General features: G+C 71.7%; 24 protein-coding genes and 1 tRNA gene. 14 read left to right on the forward strand and 11 right to left on the reverse strand.

The window, feature by feature from the left end; translation table 11 throughout:
- Positions 1 to 13: 13 nt before the first annotated feature.
- Genes EDF53_RS03630 through EDF53_RS03650 form a run of 5 tightly spaced genes read right to left on the reverse strand, consistent with a single transcriptional unit; the run spans position 14 to position 5,454 of the window.
- On the reverse strand, positions 14 to 1,366 hold the full coding sequence (locus EDF53_RS03630) for a DUF58 domain-containing protein (protein WP_123292241.1): 1,353 nt from the start codon (positions 1,364 to 1,366) through the stop codon (positions 14 to 16).
- A complete protein-coding gene (locus EDF53_RS03635) occupies positions 1,366 to 2,394 on the reverse strand; it encodes a MoxR family ATPase (RefSeq protein ID WP_123292242.1) in 1,029 nt (342 codons plus the stop codon). Before EDF53_RS03635 ends, EDF53_RS03630 begins: the two co-directional genes overlap by 1 nt.
- Complete coding sequence (locus EDF53_RS03640; RefSeq protein ID WP_123292243.1) at positions 2,391 to 3,623, reverse strand: DUF4350 domain-containing protein; 1,233 nt, start codon at positions 3,621 to 3,623, stop codon at positions 2,391 to 2,393. The genes EDF53_RS03635 and EDF53_RS03640 overlap by 4 nt, the downstream gene beginning before the upstream one ends.
- Complete coding sequence (locus tag EDF53_RS03645) at positions 3,620 to 4,261, reverse strand: DUF4129 domain-containing protein (RefSeq protein ID WP_123292244.1); 642 nt, start codon at positions 4,259 to 4,261, stop codon at positions 3,620 to 3,622. Before EDF53_RS03645 ends, EDF53_RS03640 begins: the two co-directional genes overlap by 4 nt.
- Complete coding sequence (locus EDF53_RS03650; protein WP_165918802.1) at positions 4,258 to 5,454, reverse strand: glycerophosphoryl diester phosphodiesterase membrane domain-containing protein; 1,197 nt, start codon at positions 5,452 to 5,454, stop codon at positions 4,258 to 4,260. The genes EDF53_RS03645 and EDF53_RS03650 overlap by 4 nt, the downstream gene beginning before the upstream one ends.
- 328 nt (positions 5,455 to 5,782) lie before the next feature.
- Between EDF53_RS03650 and mtrA the strand changes: the two genes are divergently transcribed.
- The 6 genes from mtrA to secA all read left to right on the forward strand — a co-directional run bounded on the left by mtrA (position 5,783) and on the right by secA (position 14,521).
- Positions 5,783 to 6,457 (forward strand): MtrAB system response regulator MtrA, encoded by a 675-nt coding sequence (gene mtrA, locus EDF53_RS03655; RefSeq protein ID WP_123292246.1) that lies wholly within the window; start codon positions 5,783 to 5,785, stop codon positions 6,455 to 6,457.
- 5 nt (positions 6,458 to 6,462) lie between these two features.
- The gene (mtrB, locus tag EDF53_RS03660) at positions 6,463 to 8,184 is read left to right on the forward strand and encodes an MtrAB system histidine kinase MtrB (RefSeq protein WP_243692441.1); all 1,722 of its coding nucleotides are present in this window, start codon (positions 6,463 to 6,465) and stop codon (positions 8,182 to 8,184) included.
- Positions 8,184 to 9,878: a GerMN domain-containing protein gene (locus tag EDF53_RS03665; RefSeq protein WP_123292247.1), complete on the forward strand. Its 1,695-nt coding sequence runs from the start codon at positions 8,184 to 8,186 to the stop codon at positions 9,876 to 9,878. Before mtrB ends, EDF53_RS03665 begins: the two co-directional genes overlap by 1 nt.
- A gap of 100 nt (positions 9,879 to 9,978) precedes the next feature.
- Positions 9,979 to 10,707 (forward strand): ComF family protein, encoded by a 729-nt coding sequence (locus EDF53_RS03670; protein WP_123292248.1) that lies wholly within the window; start codon positions 9,979 to 9,981, stop codon positions 10,705 to 10,707.
- Positions 10,708 to 10,867: 160 nt separating this feature from the next.
- Positions 10,868 to 11,569 carry a ribosome hibernation-promoting factor, HPF/YfiA family gene (gene hpf, locus EDF53_RS03675; protein WP_123292249.1) on the forward strand — a complete coding sequence of 234 codons (702 nt, stop codon included), beginning with the start codon at positions 10,868 to 10,870 and terminating at the stop codon, positions 11,567 to 11,569.
- A 171-nt stretch (positions 11,570 to 11,740) separates the two neighbouring features.
- Positions 11,741 to 14,521, forward strand: a complete 2,781-nt coding sequence (gene secA / locus EDF53_RS03680) for a preprotein translocase subunit SecA (RefSeq protein ID WP_123292250.1) — start codon at positions 11,741 to 11,743, stop codon at positions 14,519 to 14,521.
- A 151-nt stretch (positions 14,522 to 14,672) separates the two neighbouring features.
- Here secA and EDF53_RS03685 read toward each other — a convergent pair whose 3' ends face one another.
- Entirely contained in the window at positions 14,673 to 15,113 is a 441-nt protein-coding gene (locus EDF53_RS03685; RefSeq protein WP_123292251.1) for an Rv3235 family protein, read from the reverse strand.
- A gap of 118 nt (positions 15,114 to 15,231) precedes the next feature.
- Between EDF53_RS03685 and EDF53_RS03690 the strand changes: the two genes are divergently transcribed.
- Positions 15,232 to 16,731: a sensor histidine kinase gene (locus EDF53_RS03690; RefSeq protein ID WP_111085963.1), complete on the forward strand. Its 1,500-nt coding sequence runs from the start codon at positions 15,232 to 15,234 to the stop codon at positions 16,729 to 16,731.
- A gap of 271 nt (positions 16,732 to 17,002) precedes the next feature.
- Here the strand turns inward: EDF53_RS03690 and EDF53_RS03695 are convergent, their stop codons facing one another.
- Entirely contained in the window at positions 17,003 to 17,251 is a 249-nt protein-coding gene (locus tag EDF53_RS03695; RefSeq protein ID WP_017888820.1) for a WhiB family transcriptional regulator, read from the reverse strand.
- A gap of 260 nt (positions 17,252 to 17,511) precedes the next feature.
- Between EDF53_RS03695 and EDF53_RS03700 the strand changes: the two genes are divergently transcribed.
- Complete coding sequence (locus EDF53_RS03700) at positions 17,512 to 17,934, forward strand: hypothetical protein (protein ID WP_111085962.1); 423 nt, start codon at positions 17,512 to 17,514, stop codon at positions 17,932 to 17,934.
- Positions 17,935 to 18,007: 73 nt separating this feature from the next.
- Here EDF53_RS03700 and bcp read toward each other — a convergent pair whose 3' ends face one another.
- The gene (gene bcp / locus EDF53_RS03705) at positions 18,008 to 18,478 is read right to left on the reverse strand and encodes a thioredoxin-dependent thiol peroxidase (RefSeq protein ID WP_123292252.1); all 471 of its coding nucleotides are present in this window, start codon (positions 18,476 to 18,478) and stop codon (positions 18,008 to 18,010) included.
- A gap of 93 nt (positions 18,479 to 18,571) precedes the next feature.
- On the opposite strand from bcp, the gene EDF53_RS03710 reads away from it, so the two are divergent.
- Positions 18,572 to 18,647: transfer RNA gene (locus tag EDF53_RS03710), tRNA-Lys, on the forward strand.
- 104 nt (positions 18,648 to 18,751) lie between these two features.
- Here EDF53_RS03710 and EDF53_RS03715 read toward each other — a convergent pair.
- Positions 18,752 to 19,402: a YigZ family protein gene (locus EDF53_RS03715; RefSeq protein WP_395873102.1), complete on the reverse strand. Its 651-nt coding sequence runs from the start codon at positions 19,400 to 19,402 to the stop codon at positions 18,752 to 18,754.
- Positions 19,403 to 19,478: 76 nt separating this feature from the next.
- On the opposite strand from EDF53_RS03715, the gene EDF53_RS03720 reads away from it, so the two are divergent.
- The 5 genes from EDF53_RS03720 (at position 19,479) to EDF53_RS03740 (ending at position 22,697) form a co-directional block, all read left to right on the forward strand.
- The gene (locus tag EDF53_RS03720; RefSeq protein ID WP_123292254.1) at positions 19,479 to 19,919 is read left to right on the forward strand and encodes a hypothetical protein; all 441 of its coding nucleotides are present in this window, start codon (positions 19,479 to 19,481) and stop codon (positions 19,917 to 19,919) included.
- Positions 19,916 to 20,377: an ImmA/IrrE family metallo-endopeptidase gene (locus EDF53_RS03725; RefSeq protein ID WP_111085958.1), complete on the forward strand. Its 462-nt coding sequence runs from the start codon at positions 19,916 to 19,918 to the stop codon at positions 20,375 to 20,377. The genes EDF53_RS03720 and EDF53_RS03725 overlap by 4 nt, the downstream gene beginning before the upstream one ends.
- The gene (locus EDF53_RS03730) at positions 20,374 to 21,300 is read left to right on the forward strand and encodes a hypothetical protein (RefSeq protein WP_123292256.1); all 927 of its coding nucleotides are present in this window, start codon (positions 20,374 to 20,376) and stop codon (positions 21,298 to 21,300) included. Before EDF53_RS03725 ends, EDF53_RS03730 begins: the two co-directional genes overlap by 4 nt.
- 140 nt (positions 21,301 to 21,440) lie before the next feature.
- On the forward strand, positions 21,441 to 21,653 hold the full coding sequence (locus tag EDF53_RS03735) for an SCO4848 family membrane protein (RefSeq protein ID WP_111085956.1): 213 nt from the start codon (positions 21,441 to 21,443) through the stop codon (positions 21,651 to 21,653).
- Positions 21,654 to 21,857: 204 nt separating this feature from the next.
- On the forward strand, positions 21,858 to 22,697 hold the full coding sequence (locus EDF53_RS03740) for a VOC family protein (protein WP_123292257.1): 840 nt from the start codon (positions 21,858 to 21,860) through the stop codon (positions 22,695 to 22,697).
- Positions 22,698 to 22,716: 19 nt separating this feature from the next.
- Here EDF53_RS03740 and EDF53_RS03745 read toward each other — a convergent pair whose 3' ends face one another.
- Together EDF53_RS03745 and EDF53_RS03750 are read right to left on the reverse strand one after the other, a co-directional pair.
- Positions 22,717 to 22,947 carry a hypothetical protein gene (locus EDF53_RS03745; protein ID WP_111085952.1) on the reverse strand — a complete coding sequence of 77 codons (231 nt, stop codon included), beginning with the start codon at positions 22,945 to 22,947 and terminating at the stop codon, positions 22,717 to 22,719.
- Positions 22,948 to 23,104: 157 nt separating this feature from the next.
- Complete coding sequence (locus tag EDF53_RS03750; protein WP_123292258.1) at positions 23,105 to 24,667, reverse strand: amino acid permease; 1,563 nt, start codon at positions 24,665 to 24,667, stop codon at positions 23,105 to 23,107.
- Between the last annotated feature and the right edge of the window lie 76 nt (positions 24,668 to 24,743).

The raw sequence follows: 24,743 nt of genomic DNA on the forward strand, positions 1-24,743 counted from the left end.
GGTCCGTCCGGCTTCAGAGCCGGCCGGTCGCCTTCGCGCGCAGGTAGGCATCGGCCACGAGCGGTGGGACGTCCTCCGGTGCGCCACGGACGACCTCGGCGCCGCTCCGGCGTGCGACGTCTGCGACGCCGTCGGCATCGAGCAGGGTGCGTTCGGCGGCGGCCCGCCGGTACACGTCGCGCTCCGCGCCGGTCGGGAGGCCCGGCACGCGTCCGCCCCGCGCCGTGCGGATCGTCGTGGCCGGGTCCACCCCGCCGCGTGCGGTCCGCTGCACCGCCGGGTCCTCGATGCTCGTCACCACGACGGCGTGCCGCCGGGTGAGCCGCGGCAGCACCGCCAGCAGGTCGCCGGAGGCACCGACCGAGTCGAGGCTCGACGCCAGCACGACGAGCGCCCGCGAGGTCGTGATCGAGTCGACGAGCGCCGGCACGGCAGACCAGTCGGTGGCGGCGAGCCCGGGTTCCGCCATCGCGAGGGCCTCCCCGAAGCGCTGGACCACGTCGGTGCGGGTCGCCCCGTGCACACGGTCGTGGACGGTGTCGTCGAGGACCGCCAGGTCGACCCGGTCGCCGGCGGCCGCGGCCAGGGCACCGAGGAGCAGTGCGGACTCGATGAAGGTGTCGAGGCGCGGTTCGTCCGCGACCCTGCCGGCGCCGGCGCGTCCGGCGTCGACGACGACCACGACCCGACGGTCGCGCTCCGGGCGCCAGGTGCGGACCACGAGGTCCTGCCGTCGGGCGGTCGCTCGCCAGTCGATGGAGCGGACGTCGTCGCCCCGGACGTAGTCGCGCAGCGAGTCGAACTCGGTGCCGTGGCCGCGGAGCTGCAGGGTGGTCTCGCCGTCGAGTTCGCGCAACCGGGCCAGCCGTGACGGCAGGTGCCGTCGCGAGCGGAACGGCGGGGTGACGACGAGTTCGCCCGGCGCCGTGACGACCCGCTGCCGGGCGGCGAGACCGAGCGGACCGAACGCCCGGACCGCGACGCCGGCCGTGCGGCGTCGACCGCGGCGGAACGGGGTGAACCGCATGCGGGCGGTCCGTCGTTCGCCCGCGGGCACCGTCATCCGGACCCGGCGCGGCCGGTGTCCGGCCGAGGGCTCCCACATGTCGCGGACGATGCCCCGGAGCACCCGCCCGCCGTCGTTCGCGAGCACGAGCGTGCCGTCGGCGGTGCTGTCCCGGCGGGCCAGTCGCGGCATCCGCCGTTCGACCCGCACGCGTGCCAGGTCGGCGGCGAGCAGGACGTCGAGGGCCGCGGCGAGCAGCACGACGACGACCCACGCCAGGCCGGCCCACCCGCTGGCGAGCAGCACGGTGGGCACGACGGCGACGGCGAGCAGCGCGACGAACCGGCCGGAGACCGCCACTAGATCGGCACCCGCACCTGCTCGAGCACCTGCTGGAGCACCCCGTCGGCGCCGACGCCCTCGAGCTCGGCGTCGGCGGCGACCCGGAGCCGGTGCTGCCAGACCGGCAGGGCCATCGCCTGCACGTGGTCGGGCGTGATGGCGTCGTAGCCGGTGAGCCACGCCCAGGCCTTCGCGGCGGCGAGCAGGGCCGTCGCACCGCGAGGGCTGACCCCGACCCGGACGGACGGTGCCTGACGGGTGGCGCGGGCGAGGTCGACGATGTACGCCAGCACGTCGTCACGAGCACCGACGGCCCGGACGGCGCGCTGCGCGGCGAGGACCTCGTCGACGCCGACCACCGGGGTGATGCCCGCCGACCGGACGTCCCGCGGCACGAAGCCGTCGGCGTGCCGGCGGAGGACCTGCCACTCGACGTCGCGCGGCGGGATGTCGAGCGTCAGCTTCACCAGGAAGCGGTCGAGCTGCGCCTCGGGGAGCGTGTACGTGCCCTCGAACTCGATCGGGTTCATGGTCGCGGCGACGAAGAACGGGTCGGGCAGCAGCCGGGCGTCGCCGTCGACGCTGACCTGGCGTTCCTCCATCGCCTCGAGCAGGGCGGACTGGGTCTTCGGGGGCGTGCGGTTCACCTCGTCGGCGAGCAGCACGTTCGTGAAGACGGGGCCCTCGCGGAACGGGAACGTGCCGGTGGAGGCGTCGTACACGAGCGAACCGGTCACGTCGCCGGGCATCAGGTCCGGCGTGAACTGGATCCGCTTCGTGTCGAGGGACATCGCGGCGGCCAGGCTGCGGACGAGCAGGGTCTTGGCGACGCCGGGCACGCCCTCGAGCAGCACGTGCCCCTGCGCCAGGAGTCCGACGATCATGCCGGACACCGCGCCCTCCTGCCCGACGACGGCCTTGGCGACCTCGGCCCGGACCCGCCCGAAGGCGTCGCGGAGCCCGGGGTCGTGCTGGTTCCGGTCGTGCGGGGCGCGGTCGCCCGGTGCGGGGACGTGCTGGTCGGGGGCAGCTGGCAGGTCGGTCACGGTCGTGCTCCTGGTCGGTCGTGGTCGGTGCTGGGACGGTCGCCCGAGGTGGATCGTCGGACGGCCCGTTCGAGGTCGTCGAGTGCCCTCGTGCCGTCGACGAGGGCGCGGTCGTCGGAGGTCGGACCGCCGACGAGGACGGCGCCGACGCGGTCGTGCGGGATGCCGGTGGCGCGGGCCGCTGCGCGGACGACGTCGTCGACGTGCGCGGACCGGGGGAGTCCGAGCAGCCGGCCGATCCGGCGCACCGCGGCGACACGGAGGGTGTCCAGGGCGTGGGTGCGGTCGTGGGTGCGGGCGTACATCCGGGCACGGCCCTCGGTGGTCTCGGCGGCGCGGACCACGACGGGCATCCGCTCGACGACGAGCGGCCCGAGACGTCGGCCCCGCCACACCGCGGCGGCGACGGCCACCAGGGCGAGCAGCGCGAGGCCGCTCGGCACCCACGGCGGCGCGAGCTCGCCGAGGGTCGGGGCGGCGTCGGGCGCGCCGACGGTCGGCGTGTACCAGGTGAGCCGGTCGTCCGCGCCGAGCAGGCCGAGGGCGAGCGCGGCGTTCCCGGCGGTCGTGATCGTGTCGTTGCGGAACGCCGACGTGGTGCCGACGAGGGTGACGTCGCCGCCGGGCGTCGCCGTGCGGACGAGTCCCCAGGCTCGGTCGTCGCCGCTGCCGGACGGCGCGCAGCGATCCGCGTCGGGGTCGTCCACCGTGTAGCCGTACCCGGCGGTGGACACCCGCGCAGCCGACGCCGCGGCCGGGATCGCGCAGGACGCGGTGGACACGGTGTCGTCGCCCTCGGGCGCGGTGGCCGTGGTGACGTCGAGGCCGAACGACGCGAACGGCGTGGAGTCGACGCCCACCAGGACCACGTGGTCGGCGGTCCGGGCGAGGCGCTCGGCGACGCCTGGGTCGAGGACGCCGTCGGAGTCGTCGACGAACACCGTGCCACCGTCGATCCCGTCGGCACGGTCGGTCACCCGGACGGAGGTGCCACGCTGCTCCAGGACCCGGACCAGCGCCGCCGATCCGCTCGCGGTGGTCGAGGTGGGGTCGAGCGGCCGGCGGTCCGGTCCCTCGGCGCCCTGCACCACGGCGGTGAGCACGGCGAGCACGAGCCCGACGAGCACGATCGCGATCCAGAAGCCGAACCGGAACCGGCGGCCCTCTGGCTGGTCCTCCGACGGCGCACCCGTGCGCGGCGCAGCGGCGGTGGCGGTGCTGGCGGTCATGCCGGTACCACCGGTCCCGAGGACCTGGCCGGACGAGCCTGGCGCACGGCGCGCTCGGTGTCGAGGACCCGGCGAGCGGTGCCCTCGTCGGCGTCGAGCCCGAGGTAGCGGACGGCGTCGAAGGCCGTCGCCGCGTCGTCGAGCGCCGCGGCCTCGGCGGGGAACGGCGCGGCACCCCGCACCGCGATGGTGCGTGCGGTTGCCCCGGGGACGTCCGGGACCAGGTCGCGCTCGCCGAGGCCGCGGGCCGTCGCACGGAAGCCGTCGAGGACCGCGGCCGACCAGTCGCCCCGGCGGATCGCGGACTGCGCGGCGTCGAGCAGTTCTCGGGCGGAGCGCAGGTCGTCGTCGTCGAACACTCCGCCGGTGTCGTCCGCGCCGCTGCGTGCACGACGTCGCGGGATCCCGCGGGCCACGACGACGAGCACGACGACGGCGACGAGCACCACGATCGCGATCACCAGGGCCGTGCGTGCCGCGACGGGGGAGTCGAGCCCGTCGGCGCGGAGGGACCCGAGCCAGTCCAGGAACGTCCGTGACGCGCGGTCCCACCACGTCACGTGGGCGCCGTCGTACGCGGGCCGGTCGAGTTCGCGTTCGAGCAGACGGCGGGCCTCGTCGGGGTCGACCGCGGTCATGCGGTCCCGTCCGGCGGGCGGTGCTGCCCCTGCTGCGGCGGGTGTTGCGGCCACGGTTGCTGCTGTCCGGGCCAGGGCTGCTGCGCCTGCTGCTGTCCGGGCCACGCCTGCGGGGGCTGCCCGGCCCACGGCTGCTGCGCCCACGGCTGCTGCTGCCCGGCCCACTGCTGCGGCGGCCACGGCGGTCGGGCGACCGGTGCGGACGGTGCGAACGGGTCGGCCGGCTGCCCGGTGTCGAGGTGCGACGCGATGCGCTGGTCGAGGGCCTCGGTCCGGATCCGCCGGTCGATGGTCAGGAAGGTGACGACCGCCGCGCTCAGCACGTCGGTGACGCACTGCACCGCGATCGCGAGCAGACTGCCGATGACGATCAGGACGAGGGCGCCCGCACCGATGCCCGAGGACGCGTCGGTCTGCCCGAGCGGGTCGAACACCCCGCCGACGAGCACGGCCCCGATGGTGAGCGGCGCCGTGGCGATCGAGGCCGCGACGCCGAACATCACCTGCACGAGCAGCAGGATGCCGAAGGTCCGCCAGAACGCCCCGCGGGTCAGCCGCCACGACTGCGCGGCGGCGGCGAAGACCGGTCGGCCCTCGAGCGCGATGGTCGGCACGGTGAAGGCGAACCGGATGCCGAGCCACGTCAGCACGACACCGAAGCCGAGCACCATCACGAAGACCGCCAGGACGAACCACCCGGCGCCGGCGTCCCCGGCACCGAGCGCCGCGAAGAACCCGAAGAACACCACCGCGACGATGATCCCGACGACGAGCCCCGCGCCGATCTGCACGAACATCCACCCGACGACCGGCCACCGCCGCCCGGCGAGCAACGCCCAGAGACCCCGGAAGGTCGCGCGACGGCCGAGCACCCGCTGGCCGGTGTCCGCGGCGACCGGTGCGACCAGGAAGCCGCGCCCGAGGTACGCCAGGAACGGCAGGCCGATCGTCAGCAGGATCCACAGCGTCACCGAGCCCGCGACGATCGTGTCGCCACCACCGCTGCCGTCGAACGCCGTCATCATCCGCGACTGCAGCGCCTGCTGGCCGAACGTGCTGACGAGGGTGGAGAGCAGCCCGAGCACACCGCTGAGCAGCACGCTCCAGAGCAGCAGGACGCGGGCGTTCCGGCGGAAGACCGTGAAGGCGCCGCCGAGCACGTCACCGAAGCCGAGCGGGCGCAGGGGGATCACCGGACGCGAGCCGGACGGCGGACGACCGCCGGGGGGTCGACCCGGCCCCGGGGCGGGCGGCGGCGGTGCGGAGGAGCGGGGCGGGCCTCCCGGCTGTCCCTGCCACGCGCCCTGCTGCCCGGCACCCTGCTGCCCGGCCCCCTGCTGACCACCGCCAGGCGTCTGCCAATCGGACATGACCTCGGCCCCCTTCGTCGTGTCGGTCCGCGCTGCGACGCGCGGTCCACGTCCATCCTGGCGGAAAACGCCGCGTGACGGGGCCTCGGCTATCGTGTGGGGACACGTGCCGACCCGGCACCACCCGCACGCCACACGGAGTCCACATCACATGACACCGCGCATCCTCGTCGTCGACGACGACCAGGCCCTCGCCGAGATGATCGGCATCGTCCTCCGCTCGGAGGGCTACGAACCCGAGTTCAGCGCTGACGGCAACGACGCCGTCGACGCGTTCCACAGCACGAAGCCGGACCTCGTCCTGCTCGACGTGATGCTCCCGGGCATCGACGGCATCGAGGTCTGCAAGCGCATCCGTGCCGAGAGCGGTACGCCGATCATCATGCTCACCGCCAAGAGCGACACCGCCGACGTCGTCCTCGGCCTCGAGAACGGTGCCGACGACTACGTCGTCAAGCCGTTCAACCCGAAGGAGCTCGTCGCCCGCATCCGCACGCGGCTGCGGCCGAGCGCCACCGACGCCACGGTGCTGCACGTCGGTGACGTGACGGTCGACGTCGCCGGGCACGAGGTCCGCCGCGGTGACACCGTCATCGCGCTCACCCCGCTCGAGTTCGACCTGCTCCGCGCGCTCGCCGAGAAGCCGAACCAGGTCTTCACCCGCGAGATGCTGCTCGAGCAGGTCTGGGGCTACCACTACAAGGCCGACACCCGCCTGGTGAACGTGCACGTCCAGCGCCTGCGCGCGAAGATCGAGCACGACCCGGACAACCCGAAGACCGTCACCACGGTCCGCGGCGTCGGGTACCGGGCCGGAGGAGCCTGACCACCGTGCCGCCCGCCCCGCCCGCCGGCACCGCTCCCGGCACGGCAGCCGGTGCCGCCCCCGGCACGGCCACCGTGTCGATCGGGGTGGTCGGCCGCGGCCGACGACGGATGCGCCGCTGGGTCCGCCGTGGCTGGCGGCCCGTCGCGTACGTGTGGCGTCGGTCCCTGATGTTCCGCTCGGTCGCCATCACCGTGATGACGACCGGACTGGCGGTCGGGATCATCGGCACCGCCGTCATGGTGAGCATCTCGACGAACGTCTACTCGCAGCGCCGCGACCAGATCGAGTCGGAGTCGGCCCGCGCGACCATCGTCGCGCAGGGGATCTTCGACGCCGCCACCGCGGCCGAGGACAACAACCAGTCCGAGCTCGAGACGCTGCAGAACGAGGCGCAGCAGGCGATCCTGTCGAACACGACGAGCCCCGGCGGCACGAGCATCGCGATCGAGCGGAGCCCGGACCAGTCCACCCCGCAGACGCTGCAGACCATCGCGAGCCAGGACTTCCCGGACGCCGTCATCACGGACGCCCTGCGCAAGGAGGTCGGCGCGAACACCGGCAAGCTCAGCCTGCAGCCGGTGCAGCTCGACGACGACGGCCGCCGCGTGCCCGGGCTGGCCGTCGGCTCGACGCTGCAGATCCCGAGCGCGGGCCAGTACGAGCTGTACCTGGTCTACGACCTGTCCGATGCGCAGCAGACCCTGGACTTCGTGTCGCAGACGCTCTCGATCGGCGGCGTCGCGCTCATGGTGCTCATCGCCCTGGTGACCTCGCTCGTCGTCCGGCTGGTCGTGGTCCCGATCCGCGAGGCGGCGGAGACGAGCCGCAAGATCGCCGCCGGACGCCTCGACGAACGCATCCCGGTGCGCGGCCAGGACGACCTGGCGACCCTCGCGCGGAGCTTCAACGGCATGGCCGAGGCCGTCAGTCGGCAGATCACCCAGCTCGCCGAGCTCTCCCGCGTGCAGCAGCGCTTCGTGTCGGACGTGTCCCACGAGCTGCGCACGCCGCTCACCACCATCCGGCTCGCCGGCGACATGCTCTTCGACTCCCGGCACGCGTTCGAGCCCTCGGTCGGGCGATCGGCCGAGCTCCTGCACGCCCAGGTGGAGCGGTTCGAGCTGCTGCTCGCCGACCTGCTCGAGATCTCCCGCTACGACGCCCAGGCCGTGCAGCTCGACACCGAGCCGTCGGTGCCGGCGGCGCTCGCCGCGGACATCGTCGAGGAGTTCCGCCCCCTGGCCGAACGCGCCGGCATCGACCTGCAGCTCGCCACGCCCGGCGGCCACACCACGATGCGGCTCGACGCCAAGCGCGTCCGCCGCATCCTGCGCAACCTGGTCGGCAACGCGATCGAGCACGGTGACGCCAAGCCCGTCCAGGTCGTCGTCGACAGCGACGCCCGCACGGTCGCCATCGCGGTGCGCGACCAGGGCGTCGGCATGCCGCCGGAGGACGCAGCACGGGTGTTCGACCGGTTCTGGCGCGCCGACCCGAGCCGCAAGCGCACCATCGGCGGCACCGGCCTGGGTCTCGCGATCAGCCTGGGCGACGCGAAGTTGCACGGCGGTCGGATCGACGTGTGGTCGCGCCCCGGTCAGGGATCGACCTTCGTGCTGACGCTGCCCCGCAACGAACAGGTCACCGCCGCGACGTCGGCGATCCCGCTGCCCGAGCTCGACGAGTCGTACGACGGCCCCCGCGCCGTGCGAGAGGAGTCCTGATGCGCCCCCGTCTCCGTCCCCGCTTCCGGCACGTCGTCGCCGCGGCGCTGGCGGCCGTCAGTGTGCTGGCGCTCACCGCCTGCGCCGCCATCCCCGTCGACGGCGCCGTCCGCACCGGGCAGACGATCAAGGACGAGTCGCTGTCCGGCGTCGACTTCCGGCCGGACAAGCCGATCACCGGCTCCGACCAGACGGCGATCCTGCGCGGGTTCATCGCGGCGGCCACCGGTGCACAGGACAACTACGCCATCGCCCGACAGTTCCTCGCCTCGGACTTCTCGCAGCAGTGGAACCCGCGGCAGGGCGTCACGATCCGCGACGGCAGCGGCACCGTCGAGCGCGCCGACGACCGCGAACTGACGTACACGCTCACCGCGAGCGCGACGGTGGACTCCGAGGGGGAGTACACCCAGGCGGTCCGCCCGACCTCGTCCACGCTGACGTTCCAGTTCACCCGCGAGGACGGCGAGTGGCGCATCGCCTACGCCCCGGACGGCATCATCCTGTCCCCGGTGAGCTTCGACTCCGTCTTCCAGCAGCACGCCCTGTACTTCTACGACCCGACGTTCCGGTTCCTCGTGCCCGACGAGCGCTGGTTCCTCGCCCGCTCGTCCACCAGCACCCGCATCGCCAGCGCCCTGATGGCCGGTCCCGCCGACTGGCTCAAGGGTGCCGTCGTCTCGTCGTTCCCCGAGGGCACCCAGCTCTCCCTGAACGCGGTCACCATCGACAGCGGCACGGCACTCGTCGACCTGTCCAGCGACGCCCTGCGCGCCAGCACCGTCGACCGCGTCCGGATGCGCGAGCAACTGAGCAAGTCGCTCGCCTCGGTCGCCACCATCTCGTCGGTGTCGATGACCATCGAGGGCGCGAGCCTGTCCGTCCCGGACTCGAGCGGGGCGAACGCGCAGCAGAACCCGGACGTCGACCCCCGCCCCCTCGTCGACGAGGACGGTGTGGTCGGCTACGCGGCCACGGGCACCGGCAAGGTCTCGAAGCTCGGCGGCGGCGTCGGCGACACCGTGGCCGGCCTCGACCCGACCTCGATCTCACTGTCCGCCTCCGGCACCACGGCCGCCGTCGGCAACCGCGACGGTGCCGTCGTCGTCCGCGGCGACGACCACCTGCGCGTCGACGCCCGCGAGGACCTCGTCGCCCCCGCGATCGACGACCTCGGGTTCGTCTGGGTCGGCCAGTCGTCGGACACCCGCCGGATCACCGCTTACGGCCTCGGCGGCGACCCACACCAGGTCGCGACGTCGTTGCCGCGCGGTGACCTCGTGTCGTTCCAGGTGTCCCGCGACTCGACCCGGGCACTCGCCCTGATCCAGACCGCCGACGGCCCCGGCCTGTACGTGATGGCGATCATCCGCGGGTCCGACCGGTCCCCGACGTCGTTCGGCGCAGCCGTCCGGGTGCAGGCAGCCACCGGCGACGCGGTCGGGGCGACGTGGGTGAACGACACCGACGTGGCCTCGGTCGGGCAGACCACGGCCGGGCCGAACGTCGTCCGGACCACCATCGGCGGGCAGTCGAGCACCCTGCCGAAGCCGGACGGTCGTGCGACCTCGATCAGCGGCGGGAGCGGTGGTGCGCTGCTGCTCCGGATGTCGAGCGGGTCGGTGCTGCAGTCGACCGGCGGCGGTTGGGACACCACCGGCGTGACCGCCGACGTGCTCGGCGTCCAGCGCTGACGTCGCGGTCACCCCTCCACGCCCACCCCGGCCGGGAGGCCCGTCCACCGTCCGCACCATCGGCCCACGCCCGCCGTCCGGTCGCCACCACACTCGTCGCATGCGCACCGAGGACCCGCCCACCGAGGACCGGTCCACGGCGGGCCCGCTCACCGGGGACCGGTCCACGGTGGACCCGCTCACGCCGTGGCGCGACGCGGCGCTCGCGGTGCTCGGCCTGTTCCTGCCGGTGGAGTGCCTGGGCTGCGGACGGCCGGACCGTGCGCTCTGCCGGGCCTGCCGCACCGCCCTGGCCGCGCGCCCGCGCCGGGTCCGACTCGTCGCGGGCGTGCGGCTCGACGCCGCCTTCGAGTACGAGGGACTCGTCCGGACCCTGCTGCTCGAGCTGAAGCTCCGCGGTCGGGTGGACGTCGCACGACCGCTCGGCGCTCGCTTCGGCTCGCTCGTGCGTGCCGCGCTCGCCGAGGCACCCGTGGACACCGTCGTGCTGCGGGTCCCGCCGTCGCGGGCGGGGGCACGGCGTCGGGGGTTCGACCCCGTGGTGCTGCTGCTCGCCCGCGGCGGCGTCCGTGGCACCGGGCGGCTCCGACGGGTGCGGGTCCGGGGTGGACCGGCGAGCGGGGGGCCGGGCCAGAAGGAACGGACGGCGATCGAGCGGGTCGCCGCGACCGTCGGGACGCTGCGGGCGTGCGGGGTCGACGGGCGGGACGTGGTGCTCGTGGACGACGTCGTGACGACCGGCGTCACGATGGCCGAGGGGGTGCGGGCGGTCCGCGCCGCGGGCGGCCGGGTCGTCCGGTGCGTGGCCGTCGCGAGCGTCGAGGACTGACGGCTCGGTGAACACCGGGTGACCGCTGTGCGTCCGGTGGGTGTCCGGCAGACTCGCCGACGCACCGTGACGCGGGACCTGCGGCGGGTCTAGCCTCGCGGCAAGGCGTTCGGGTTCGCCGGATGGAGGCGACGCGCCGAAGCTCGATGGGAGCCGCGACATGGACGTGACGATCACAGGCCGGAACGTCGGGGTCACCGACCGATTCCGCACCTACGTCGAACAGAAGTCCGAGAAGATCGACGTGCTCGCTGACCGTGCGCTCGCCTTCGAGGTGCGCATCAGCCGCCACCACGAGAAGTCGGGCGGCAGCCAGGGCGAGGACCGCATCGAGCTGACGCTCATCGGTCCCGGGCCCCTCGTGCGGGCGGAGTCCGCGGCGTCCGACAAGTACGCCGCCTTCGACCTCGCCTTCGCCCGCATCATGGAACGGCTGCGTCGTGCTCGTGACCGGCGCAAGGTGCACCGCGGTCGTCACCGCCCGACCTCGGTGGCCGAGGCCGCAGGCAGTGGCTTCGACGGCATGGGGGTGGTCCCCGCTGACGGCCGCCTCATCGAGGACGTCGCCACCGGCGCGGTCACGGTCGTCGACGCCGACGCACCGGAGGACGAGGACGACGAGGTCTACAGCCCCGTGGTCATCCGGCACAAGGTCTTCGAGGCCGCCCCGATGACCGTCGACGACGCCCTGTACTTCATGGAGCTCGTCGGACACGACTTCTACCTGTTCGTGGACGCCGAGACCCACCGCCCGAGCGTCGTCTACCGACGCAAGGGCTGGGACTACGGCGTGATCGGCATCGACGACCAGACCGGTGCCGCGGCATCGGTGGACGCCGAGCCGGCCGCCGCGCTCGCCTGACGCGATCGCTGCGGACACCGTCCGACCCGTGTGTGCGCGGTCCGTTCGCGGGCCGCGCACACCGCTGCCCCCACACCGACGCCCCTCACAGCGCACGGCACCGGGGGGTTGCTAGCATGACTGGTCGATCGGGCGCGCAGGTCGCGCACGACGACCCCGTAAGGAGCTCACGTGGCAAACGTGCTGGAGAAGGTCCTCCGCATCGGCGAAGGACGCACCGTCCGCCGGCTGAAGGCGTACGCCTCGGCGATCAACGACCTCGAGGACGACTTCTCGAGCCTCACCGACGAGGAACTCCAGGACGAGACGAAGGAGCTGCGCGAGCGGTACGCCAACGGCGAGACCCTCGACGACCTGCTCCCCGAGGCGTTCGCCGCCGTGCGGGAAGCAGCGAAGCGCACCCTCGGCATGCGGCACTTCGACGTGCAGCTCATGGGCGGGGCGGCCCTGCACCTCGGCAACATCGCCGAGATGAAGACCGGTGAGGGCAAGACCCTCGTCGCGACGACGGCGGCGTACCTCAACGCGATCCCGTCGCGCGGCGTGCACGTCATCACGGTCAACGACTACCTGGCGTCGTACCAGTCCGAGATCATGGGTCGCGTCTTCCGCGCCCTCGGCATGACGACCGGTTGCATCATCGCCAACCAGACGCCGGCCGAGCGCCGCGAGCAGTACGCCGCGGACATCACCTACGGCACGAACAACGAGTTCGGCTTCGACTACCTGCGCGACAACATGGCGTGGCAGGCCTCCGACATGGTGCAGCGCGGCCACTTCTTCGCCGTCGTCGACGAGGTCGACTCGATCCTCATCGACGAGGCCCGCACGCCGCTGATCATCTCCGGTCCGTCCTCGGGCGAGGCCAACCGGTGGTTCACGGAGTTCGCCTCGATCGCCAAGCGCCTGACCCCTGGCGAGGACTACGAGGTCGACGAGAAGAAGCGCACCGTCGGCGTGCTCGAGCCCGGCATCGAGAAGGTCGAGGACTACCTCGGCATCGACAACCTGTACGAGTCGGCGAACACCCCGCTCATCTCGTTCCTCAACAACTCCATCAAGGCCGTCGCCCTGTTCAAGCGCGACAAGGACTACGTCGTGATGAACGGCGAGGTGCTCATCGTCGACGAGCACACCGGCCGCATCCTGATGGGCCGTCGCTACAACGAGGGCATCCACCAGGCGATCGAGGCGAAGGAGAACGTCGAGGTCAAGGCGGAGAACCAGACCCTCGCCACGGTCACGCTGCAGAACTACTTCCGGCTGTACCAGAAGCTCTCCGGCATGACCGGTACCGCCGAGACCGAAGCGGCCGAGTTCATGTCGACCTACAAGCTCGGCGTGGTCCCGATCCCGACGAACAAGCCGATGCAGCGCATCGACCAGACCGACCTGGTCTACAAGAACGAGAAGTCCAAGTTCGAGCAGGTCGCCGAGGACATCGCCGAGCGCCACGAGCAGGGGCAGCCCGTCCTCGTCGGCACCACGAGCGTCGAGAAGTCCGAGTACCTGTCGAAGCTCCTCGCCAAGAAGGGCGTGAAGCACGAGGTCCTCAACGCGAAGAACCACGCGCGTGAAGCCGCGATCGTCGCCCAGGCCGGCCGCCTCGGCGCCGTCACCGTCGCGACGAACATGGCCGGCCGAGGCACCGACATCATGCTCGGCGGCAACTCCGAGTTCCTGGCGGTGCAGGAGATGCACGCCAAGGGCCTGTCGCCGACCGAGACCCCCGACGAGTACGAAGCCGAGTGGGACGAGGTCTTCGCCCGCGTCAAGGCCGAGGTCGAGGTCGAGGGCGACAAGGTCCGCGCGGCCGGTGGGCTCTACGTCCTCGGCACCGAGCGCCACGAGTCGCGCCGCATCGACAACCAGCTGCGCGGTCGTTCCGGCCGTCAGGGCGACCCGGGCGAGAGCCGCTTCTACCTGTCGCTCACCGACGACCTGATGCGCCTGTTCAACTCCGGTGCCGCCGAGAGCCTCATGGGCCGCTCGAACGTGCCGGACGACCTGGCGATCGAGAACAAGCTCGTCGGCCGCGCGATCCGTTCCGCCCAGGCACAGGTCGAGGGCCGGAACGCCGAGATCCGCAAGAACGTCCTGAAGTACGACGACGTCCTGAACCGGCAGCGCGAAGCGATCTACAGCGACCGCCGCCACATCCTCGAGGGCGACGACCTGCACGACCGCGCGCAGTCGTTCCTCAAGGCCGTCATCGACGACGTGATCGACACCCACACCGGTGAGGGCTCGCCGGACGACTGGGACCTCGACGCCATGTGGACCGAGCTCGGCACGCTCTACCCGATCTCGATCTCCATCGACGAGGTCATCACCGAGGCCGGCTCGAAGGGCAAGGCGTCGCGCGACTTCCTCGGCCGCGAGATCCTCTCCGACGCCAAGCTGGCGTACTCCACGCGTGAGGAGCTCCTCGGCGACGAGGCGATGCGCGAGCTCGAGCGTCGTGTCGTCCTGTCGGTGATCGACCGCCGCTGGCGCGACCACCTGTACGAGATGGACTACCTCAAGGACGGCATCGGCCTCCGCGCGATGGCGCAGCGTGACCCGCTCGTCGAGTACCAGCGCGAGGGCTACGCGCTGTTCCAGACGATGATGGGCCAGATCCGCGAAGAGTCGGTCGGCTACCTGTTCAACCTCGAGGTCCAGGTGCAGTCCGACGGCGAGAACGCCGTCATCGAGGCCAAGGGTCTCGGCGAGGACGAGGTCTCCGGCCTCGAGTACTCGGCACCGTCGATCGACGGCGAGGTCGAGGTGCGCGACGAGAAGGGCCGCCTCGAGCAGGCCGCCACGGCGCGTGCGCAGCAGGCCCAGGCCGAGGCCGAGGCAGCTGCCGAGCCCGAGCAGGGCTCCGCGTTCGGCAACGCAGCCACGGCCTCCGGCCAGGCTGCCGCGGCCGGCAACCGTGCCGAGCGTCGTCAGGCGTCGAAGAAGTAGTCCGCGTGCGCGCGAGCGCATCGTGAGCAGCAATGGTCGGGTCCCGCGTCGGGACCCGACCATTGCTGCTCACCAAGCGCACCACGCGCAACGACGACGGACGGGAGGCCCGTGGCGACACCGCCACGGGCCTCCCGTCCGCGTCAGGCACCTACAGGACGCCGATCGCGGTCGCCCGCCACCTGCCGTCGCGCGTCTCCAACCGCATCGCCACGGCGCGTGCATGACTGCGCGTGTGCACGACGACGGTCGCCTCGGCGACGCCGTCCGCCGGTCGGCAGACGAGCACGCTGCCGACCCGCAGCACCGCTCGGCTCCGCGACCGTCGGCGCACCGAGCGGGCGTGCGCGGCCACGGCTGCACGTTGCTGCAGGTGTCGGTGCACGTCGTCGGTGATCCAGCGGGCGATGCTGTCGACCTCGCGGGCCCCGGTCAGGACCTCGGCGACGCACAGTCCCAGGGCGCGTGCGGTGTCCGCCGGGTCCGGAGGTCCGCTCGCCGGTTCCTCGACCGGTTGCGATTCGACGATCGTCAGTGGCGGCGAGTGTGCCGTCGTCGTCGTGTGGTCGATCCGGCGTGCCTGCTCCGCCACCCCTGCCCCTTCCGTTGCTGGAGCGAGCGTATGGGGCGTGCAACATGAGAAATACAAAGCTGCTGGGCCTGTGGAGAGGGCGACGTTCTCCACAAGTCGGCGCACCTAGACTGGCTGGGTGTCGACCCTCAGTGACCTCGTCCTCGCGCAAGGCCGTTCCTCCGAAGCTGACGTGGAGTGGCTCCACCTGCTCGTGGGGGACTGGCAGCTCCTCGCCGACCTGTCCTTCGCCGACATGGTGCTGTGGGTGCCGACTGCCGAGGACGGCTCGTTCGTCGCCGTGGCACACGCCCGACCGAGTTCCGCGGCCACGCTGTTCTACCGCGACATCGTCGGCCAGGAGATCCGCGAGGAGTGGCGCGGTCAGGTGACCGAGAGCTTCGCCGGCGCCCGCGTCGTCGACTCCGCCGAGCCCGACTGGTACGAGGACACCCCCACCCGGGTCCGTGCGATCCCGGTGCTGCGGCGCCTCAGTGCCAAGAGCGCAGAGACCACCGAGCGGCCGATCGCCGTCGTCACGCGGCACTCCAACCAGGACGAGATGCGGACGCCGAGCCGTCAGGAACTGAACTTCACCGCGAGTGCGAACGACCTGTTCGGCATGATCGCGACGGGCGACTTCCCGGACCTCGGCGCACCGGCCGGTCCGCGCCGCGGCGCCCCGCGCGCCAGTGACGGTCTGCTGCGCCTCGACACCGCCGGCATCGTGACGTTCGCCAGCCCGAACGGCCTGAGCGCCTTCAACCGGATGGGCTTCGAGGGGGAGCTCGAACGGAAGTCCCTCGCCGAGGTCACCACCGAGCTCATCGGCGCGCAGCTCGACGTCGACGAGTCCCTGCCCCTCGTCGTCACCGGTCGCGCTCCGTGGCGTGCCGACATCGAGTCGAAGGGCGTGACGGTGTCGCTGCGGTCGATCCCGCTCCGCGACCACGGCGACCGCATCGGAGCGATCGTGCTCTGCCGCGACGTGTCCGAGCTCCGGCACCAGGAGCGCGAGCTCATCACCAAGGACGCGACGATCCGCGAGATCCACCACCGCGTCAAGAACAACCTGCAGACGGTGGCGTCGTTGTTGCGCATCCAGGCTCGTCGGACGCACTCCGACGAGGCACGGACCTCGCTGCAGAACGCCATGCGCCGCGTGGCAGCCATCGCGGTCGTGCACGACACGCTGTCGAGCGGCCTGAGCCAGACGGTCGACTTCGACGACGTCTTCGACTCGGTGCTCAAGCTCGTCACCGAGGTCGCCGCGTCGCACAACACGACCGTGCACCCGAAGAAGACCGGCGAGTTCGGGGTGCTGCCGTCCGAGGCTGCCACGCCGCTCGCACTCGGACTCACCGAGCTCGTCACGAACGCCGTCGAGCACGGGCTGGACGGCCGCGACGGTGAGGTCGAGATCGTCGCCCGCCGGTTCGACGACCACCTGGAGATCGAGGTCCGTGACAACGGCGTGGGTCTGCCCGAGGGGAAGGTCGGGTCGGGTCTCGGCACCCAGATCGTCCGCACGCTCATCCAGGGCGAGCTCGGCGGCACGATCGACTGGCACACCCTGACCGGCAGCGGCACCGAGGTGACGATCACCATCCCGTTCCGCTGGCTGACCGCTCCCGCCTAGGCCCTGCGCTGCGCCGCGCCGCGCCCGCGGGAGTCGCGCGTCGGGTCCGCGCCCGCTCGCGAGGTTCCGAGATCTGCGCATCTCGGCGCGCGATCGCGCGTGTTGCGGAACCTCGACGGTCAGCGCGCGGCATGTTGTGGAACCCCGAGGACCAGCGCACGGCGTGCCGCCCCGCCCCGCGCCCCGCGCCCCGCGCCCCGCGCGCACGACGACGCCCGCCGCCCCTGAAGGGACGACGGGCGTCGGTGTGTCCTGCGGGAACCGGCCCGGGTCAGGAAGCGCGGCGGGCGCGAGCGGCGCGGCGCTTCAGCGCACGACGCTCGTCCTCGCTGAGGCCACCCCAGACACCGGAGTCCTGGTTGTTCTCGAGGGCGTACTGCAGGCACATCTCGGTGACCGTGCAGCGCGCACAGACCGACTTGGCCTTCTCGATCTGATCGACGGCGGGCCCGGTGTTCCCGACGGGGAAGAAGAGCTCGGGGTCCGCGGTGAGGCAAGCTGCCTTGTCACGCCAGTCCATGTGTGGTGCTCCTTGATGTCGATGCTCGAACGGCAGGCCGGGGCCGGGGTTCGGGGGATCGGAACGCTGATCATGCATGAGGCATGAGGGGACAACTGTGGGGAGGAGTCCGCTGGAAGCGAGTCTGACGCCCGCGTGACGCTCGGGGGAGGAGCGACGAACCACGGGAGACGCACACCACATCGTGCCGTCCAAACGACCTCGAATATCGTTCCATACTGGTAGGGGCAAATCAAGGGTTCCGATGCTGGAGGATCACTGTGCACGATGACGACCCGACCGCGGTCGACCGTCCTGAGCGACGCTCACGCGCGCTGATCGGCCTGCTGGTGGTGGTCGGCCTCGAGTTCGCGGCGCTCGTCGTGGTCACGGTCGTCCTGGTCGTCGAGCTGATCGTCGCGCCGGCGTCGAGCCTGGCGTCCGGGATCGCCCTGACGATCCTGTCGGCCGTCGCGGCGCTCTGGCTCGGTGCGCTCCTGAACGGCCTGTGGAAGCGTCGTGCCTGGGTGCGCTCGGGGATCATCGTCTGGCAGGTCCTGCAGGGTGCGATCGCGATCGGCGCGTTCCAGGGTGTCTTCCGTGAGCCGGCGGTCGGCTGGGTCCTGCTGATCCCCGCCCTGCTCGGCATCACGTTCGTGCTGTCGCGGTCGGTGACGGCCGCGCTCGCGCGTCCCGTGGAGTGAACGCGACCGACAGACGGACGGGAGGCGCGGTGCCAGCTGGCACCGCGCCTCCCGTCTCGCTGTGGTCCGGTCCTCAGACCAGGCCGAGCTTCTTCCGCAGGCTCGCCACGTGTCCGGTCGCCTTGACGTTGTAGAGCGGCAGCTGGACGCTGCCGTCCTCGTCGACCACGATCGTGGAGCGGATCGTGCCGGTCACGATCTTGCCGTAGTTGTTCTTCTCGCCCCACGCGGCGTAGGCCTGGTGCACCGCCAGGTCGGGGTCGCTCAGCAGCGGGAACGTGAGTGCCTGCTCGTGCTGGAACGTCTTGAGCTTCGCCTGCTCGTCCTTCGAGACGCCGAGGACCTCGTAGCCGGCTGCCTGCAGCGACGACATGTTGTCGCGGAAGTCGCAGGCCTCGGTGGTGCACCCGGGGGTGGACGCGGCCGGGTAGAAGTACACGATGACCTTCTTGCCCCGCAGCGCGGCGAGCGAGTGTTCGACGCCGTCCTGGTCCGGCAGCGTGAAGTCGGGGGCGGTGTCGCCGGCGGCGAGACGGTCGGTCATGGTGCTCCTGTTCGCTTGGTGCCCACGAGTGGTCGTGAGCGCGCAGAACCCATGCTATTGTTGATTCCCGTTGCGGCACGGAAGCCGGAACATGCACCTCTAGCTCAATTGGCAGAGCAACTGACTCTTAATCAGTGGGTTCTCGGTTCAAGTCCGAGGGGGTGCACCACAATCACGAAGGCCCCGACTCGTCGAGTCGGGGCCTTCGTGCGTTCCGGGGGGTGTGCACGCGTTCGGAGCGGGACACGCCCGAGGTGCTTCCGGCGGTCGGATTCAGTCGGCGGCGACGTCGACGATCCGTTCCGGGCCGACGACGAGGTCGACGGCGCCGGCGGAGGCCGCTGCGAGGTCCGCGGTCAGGATCGCGAGCGCGTCGGCGGGCACCCAGACCTCGAACGTCGCCGCACGCCCGTAGGCCGTCGCACCGAGGGTCGCGTGGTGGTGCCGGACCCAGTCGCGCAGGACGTTGTCGAGCCGGCCGGCCTCGGCGTGCGGGGCGTCGAAGTGCACCTGCGTGAGCGCCTCGCGCCGGACGAGCGCGGCGGTGTCGAGGGCCTCCGAGACCGAGGTCGAGTAGGCGCGGACGAGTCCGCCGGCGCCGAGCTTCACGCCGCCGAAGTAGCGCGTCACGACGGCGACCACGTCGGTGAGGTCGCGGCGGCGGAGCACCTCGAGCATCGGCACGCCCGCCGTGCCGGACGGTTCTCCGTCGTCCGACGACCGGGCCTGGTCGCCGAGCGTGCCGGTGACCATCGCGGTGCAGTTGTGCCGGGCGTCCCAGCGGCGGCGTTTCACCTCGGCGATGACCCGCTCGGCGTCCGCGACGTCCGACACGGGGGCGACCGTGGTGATGAACCGCGACTTCGTGATGACGATCTCGTGCTCGACCGGGTCGGCGATCGTCGCGGGGAAGCTGCGGGCCATGCCCACGAGGCTAACGGCGTGCACGGTGTCCGCCGCGCTACGATGTCGTGCACGCACGGCTGGGGAGGAGTCCGACATGGAGACCGGTGATCCGAGGGGCGGGGTCCTGGACGCCGCCGAACTCGCACGGCGCATCAACCTGCTGCTCGACTTCGAGGAGTCCCAGCGTGGTGCCCCGGTGCCGTTCGCCTCGATCGAGGAGTACGTCGCCGCCCACGGCGGTTCGCTCTCGCGGGCGAAGTGGACCTACATGCTCTCCGGTGACGGCCGACGCAACCGCGACACCGAGCTCCTCCGGCTCCTCGCCGGGTACTTCGAGGTCGACGAGCGCTTCCTGCTCGAGGACAGCGACGTCCCCGAGCGCATCGGCGCCCAGCTCGCCCTCGTCCGCTCCCTGCGTTCCGCCCGCGTGAGCGGGTTCGCTGCACGCACCTTCCCCGGCGAGCTCTCACCCGAGGCGCTGCGGCGCATCGCCGAGGTGCTCGAGGAGGAATCACAGCGCGGGAGCGTCGCGTGACCGACCCGCTGCTCGAGTCCTTCTGGGCACGCGGTGCGGTCGAGGGGTGGTCCGACGTCGACCAGGCCGTCGCCGCCGCAGCCGTCGTCGTGGACAAGCCCATCGTCGTCCGCGAAGAGGCGTTCCTGGCGACGGAGCCCGTGTGCGGCTTCGTCGCGACGCTCGAACACGCTCACTTGATCATGATCTCGCCGACCGCGTCGCCGACCTTCCGGGCGTTCGTCATCGGCCACGAGCTCGGTCACGTCCTGCACCGGCACCAGGAGCACGCGCCCCAGTCGGCCTACATCCGCGACGTCATCCCGGACCTGCCCGAGTACAAGGTCGAGCGGGCACTGGCGCGGGGGATGTTCTCGAACGCGTACGAGCACGAGGCCGAGGTCTTCGCCGACGCGCTCGCGACGCTCATCCGGCGGCACCGCGGCCGCCCGAGCGCCTTCCGCGGGGTCTTCGGGTGATCGTCGCCGTCGTCCAGGCGGTGCTGCTCATCGCCGGGACGATCGCGCTCTTCGTCCTGCAACGCGGGCAGGACCGGACCCTGGCGGTGACCTTCCTGCTGTTCGCCGGCACCATCGTCACGAACGTCGATCCGCTGTACCGGTGGCTCGACCCACTGCTCGGCGGCTCGAACGTGGTGACCGTGGTCAGCGACTGCCTGATGGTCGCCGGCACGAGCACGCTGCTCTGGGGCGTGGCGAAGGCGGTCGGCGCGGCGCGGCCGTGGCTCCGGAACGCGATCGTGGTGTCGTGCGGCGCCGTGGTGGTCGTGGTGGTCGTCGCCTTCGCGGTGCTGGACAAGCCCGCCACCACGACGACGTTCATGCTCGACGCCGGGTCGCACCCGGCCGCGACCGTCTACTCGATCGCGCAGACGGTGTACCTCGGGGTGGCGCTCGGCGCGACGGGCCTCATCTGCGTCCTCCGCCTGCGCGAGGCCCGGACGACGACGGACCTGGTCGGACTGTGGGTCCTGGTGCTCGGCGGCGTGCTGGGGGTCGTCCGGATGGTCGTCGTCGTGGTCATGGACCTGGCGCACGTCACGGGGGACCTCGACCGGATGCGCTCCCTCGCGCTGCCGTACGACGTCACGACGCCCGGCGCCGTGATCTGCGTCTCGACGGGCATGCTGCTGCTCGTCGTCGGACACCGGGTCTCGCGACGTCGACGCACCCGGCGGGTCGACGCGGCGCTGCGGCGTCTCGCGCCGCTGCACGCGCGGATCGGTGTCGACAACGCCTACCCGTCGACCGAGGACCCCGCCACGCGGTTGAGCCGCGCGATCGTCGAGGTGAACGACGGGCTCCGGCGGACGCGTACGCCGTTGACCGATGCCGAGCGAGCCGTCCTCGCCGAGGCCGAGTCGGCGCTCGACTCCGCGTAGCCCGAAGGGGTGACTCGACGGTCTCCCGACGCCCGTGTAGGGTTTGTAGCAAGTGCTACAGAAAGTGTGGCTCGTCGGTGGGACTCGGCCGCGTTGGGGGCGGCCGAGCACCACCGACACTCGTTGTCTAGACTCGGACGGTGCTCGTCTTCGCCGCAGTTGTCCTGTTCATCGGTGCTGTCTTCAACGTCGTCACCTGGCCGCGCTTCTTCCAGCGCGTCGCGAAGGACACCCGCGCGCGTGACGCCGCGGGCAAGCCGACGACGTTCTACACGGTGCACCTCGTGCTGCTGCTCATCGCGCTCGCCATCGCCGTGGCCGCGGTCGTCGCCGGGATCCTGCTGCTGGTCTGAGCCGTTCGCCGTCGGGCGTCGGTGCGGTTCGCCGACCGCCCACCCGGCGGCCTTGAGGCCGAGGGGTGGGCGGTCGACGTCGCCCACGTCGGCGTCGACGGGTTCGACACCGACGACTGACCCGACGACCGACCCGACCGACGTCGGCGGTCAGCGGTAGACCTGGGGCATCCGACCCGGGCGTCGGCGACCTCGGGAGACACCATGACGGACCAGACCCCTCGCACCTACCCCCAGGGCGTGCCGAGCTGGATCGACGGACGACACCCGGACCCCGACGCCGCGCAGGCGTTCTACGGCGGTCTGTTCGGCTGGGACTTCGAGGAGCGCCTGCCGCCCGGAGCCCCCGGCTCGTACCGGATCGTGAGCATCGACGGGCGCGAGGTCGGCGCGATCGCCTCGGGTGACGAGCCCGCGTCGTGGACGACGTACATCGCCGTGGACGACGCCGACGTGGGGGCCGCTCGGGTCGTCGAGCTCGGTGGCACCGCCGCTCCGGCGGAGGACGCCGGGCCGGGTGGCGCCGCGGGCCGCAGCGTCGACTGCGTCGATCCGCGCGGTGCGGCGTTCGGAATCTGGCAGGCGCGCGAGCGGCTCGGGTCGCAGCACATCAACGCCCCCGGCGGCTGGGTCTTCAGCGACCTCCGCTCGACCGAGCCGGAGCAGGCGATCTCGTTCTACGAGCAGCTGTTCGGCTGGCGGGTCTCCGGCATCGAGGAGGGCCCGAGCGCCATGGTCCGGCTCCCCGGCTACGGGGACCACCTCGCGGCCACCTCCGACCCCGACATCCGCGAACGGCAGGTCGGCGCACCGGAGGGCTTCGCGGACGTCATCGGCGCCCTCGCCCGACTCGACGACGGGCCGGACGACTGGCACGTGTCGTTCAGCGTGGCGGACCGTGACGCCGCCGCCGCACGGGCCGAGGAGCTCGGCGGCGCCGTACTCGGCACCTGGCAGGGTCCGTGGACGCGTGCGGCCGAGCTGCGGGACCCGCAGGGCGCGACGTTCCGCGTCACGCAGTTCGCCCCGGAGGGCGACGCCTGAGCGCAGCGCCCGTGGATCGTCAGCCGGTGGTGAGCGGCGGTCCGAGCACCTTCTGGATCGCCAGCGCGGCGAGCTGCTCGTCCGAGGTGTCGAGCAGCACGCGGAACGTCTCCGGCTCCGTGACGAACTCGACGCAGACGGCGTCCTCGTCGCACGGGCCGAGGCGCCATCCCGACACCGCGTCCATCGGCACGGAGACCCGCGCCTCGCGCTCGTAGTCGGTCTCGGCCTCGAGGCGGTCGGGGAACACCCGGAGGTGTCCGTACGCGCCTCGCCAGCTGAGCCGGAGATCGAGGGTGGGTGGGACTGACGCAGGGGAGACAGAGCGGTCCGGCACCCGCCGATCGTACCGACGGGAGCCGGACCCACTGCACTCGGCGCGCGATGTGCTGCGCTCCGGGGACAGATCAGACGGTGTCGTCGGACCCCTTCTGCTCGTCGCCGTCCTCGCCGTCGCGACGGACCTGGTTCGCCGGGTCGCGGACACCGATCGGGTACGGACCGGTGACGCCCTGTCGGAGCGACGCGATGCGCAGGATGCGGTCGCGCTGCAGGAACCAGCCGACGATGAGCAGCGGGATGACGATCACGAGGGACGCGATCGTGTAGGTGCCGACCGGGTAGTCGATCGCCATCAGCACGATGACCGACGCCAGGAACGCCAGGGTGAGCCAGGCGGTCACCGGGGCACCCGGCAGCTTGAACGACGGCTCCTTCGCCAGTCCCTGCTTCGCCCAGGACCGGAGCCGCATCTGGCAGAGGATGATCGTGCCCCACGCGGTGATGATGCCGAGGCTCGCGATGTTCAGCGCGATCTCGAACGCCTGGCTCGGGACGAAGTAGTTGAGGACGACCCCGGCGACCGTGAAGCCGGCGGTGAGCAGGATGCCGGCGTACGGCACACCGCCCTTCGACATCTTGGTGGTCCACTTCGGCGCCGAGCCGTTCATGCCCATCGAGTGCAGGGCGCGACCGGTCGAGTACAGGCCGGCGTTGAGCGACGACAGTGCCGCCGTGAGCACGACGAAGTTCATGATGCCGCCGACGATCGACCCCACCTGCGGGTTGCCGAGCGACGAGAAGAACGTCACGAACGGGCTCTCGCCCTCCTTGTACGCGGTGTACGGCAGGAGGAGCGAGAGCAGGATGATCGACCCGACGTAGAAGACCGCGATGCGGAACACGACGGAGTTGATGGCGCGGGGGATGACCTTCTCGGTGTTCTGCGTCTCACCGGACGCGGTGCCGACGAGCTCGATGGCCGCGTACGCGAACACGACACCCTGGATCACGATGACCGCGGGGAGCAGCCCGTTCGGGAACAGCCCGCCGTTGTCCCCCCAGATCGAGAAGCCCGTGCGGACGGCTTCGCCGCCGGCCTCGACCGGGAACGCGAAGACGAGCCAGATGATCGCGACGACGAGGAACGCGACGAGTGCCGCGACCTTGATGAGCGCGAACCAGAACTCGAGTTCGCCGAACACCTTGACCGCGACCATGTTGGCGGCGAGCACGACGATCAGGGCGATCAACGCGAGGAGCCACTGCGGTGCGGCGGTGAACGCGGACCAGTACTGCAGGTAGATGGCGACGGCGGTGGTGTCGACGATCGAGGTCATCGCCCAGTTCAGGAAGTACATCCAGCCGGCGGCGTAGGCGAACTTCTCGCCGTAGAACTCACGCGCGTAGGAGATGAACGACCCCGACGACGGACGGTGCAGCACGAGCTCGCCGAGGGCGCGCAGGATGAAGAACGCGAAGATGCCGCAGATCAGGTAGGTCAGCGCGAGCGCGGGGCCCGCGGTGTGGAGTCGTCCACCCGCACCGAGGAAGAGTCCGGTACCGATGGCCCCACCGATCGCGATCATCTGCAGCTGCCGGGGCTTCAGACCGTGCTGGTAGCCCTCTTGCTCGTGCGAGAAGTCGTTCGCCGGAGCACGGTTCACGCCCGTGTCGTTCTGCGCTGTCATGCGCGCCAACCTACATGCGCACGGAACCGGGGCGGCACACAAACCTCCGAACGAGCTGATCTGTAACGAGACGGTC

Origin of the sequence: Curtobacterium sp. PhB78 (genome assembly GCF_003751685.1) — a bacterium.
Classification (GTDB): domain Bacteria; phylum Actinomycetota; class Actinomycetes; order Actinomycetales; family Microbacteriaceae; genus Curtobacterium.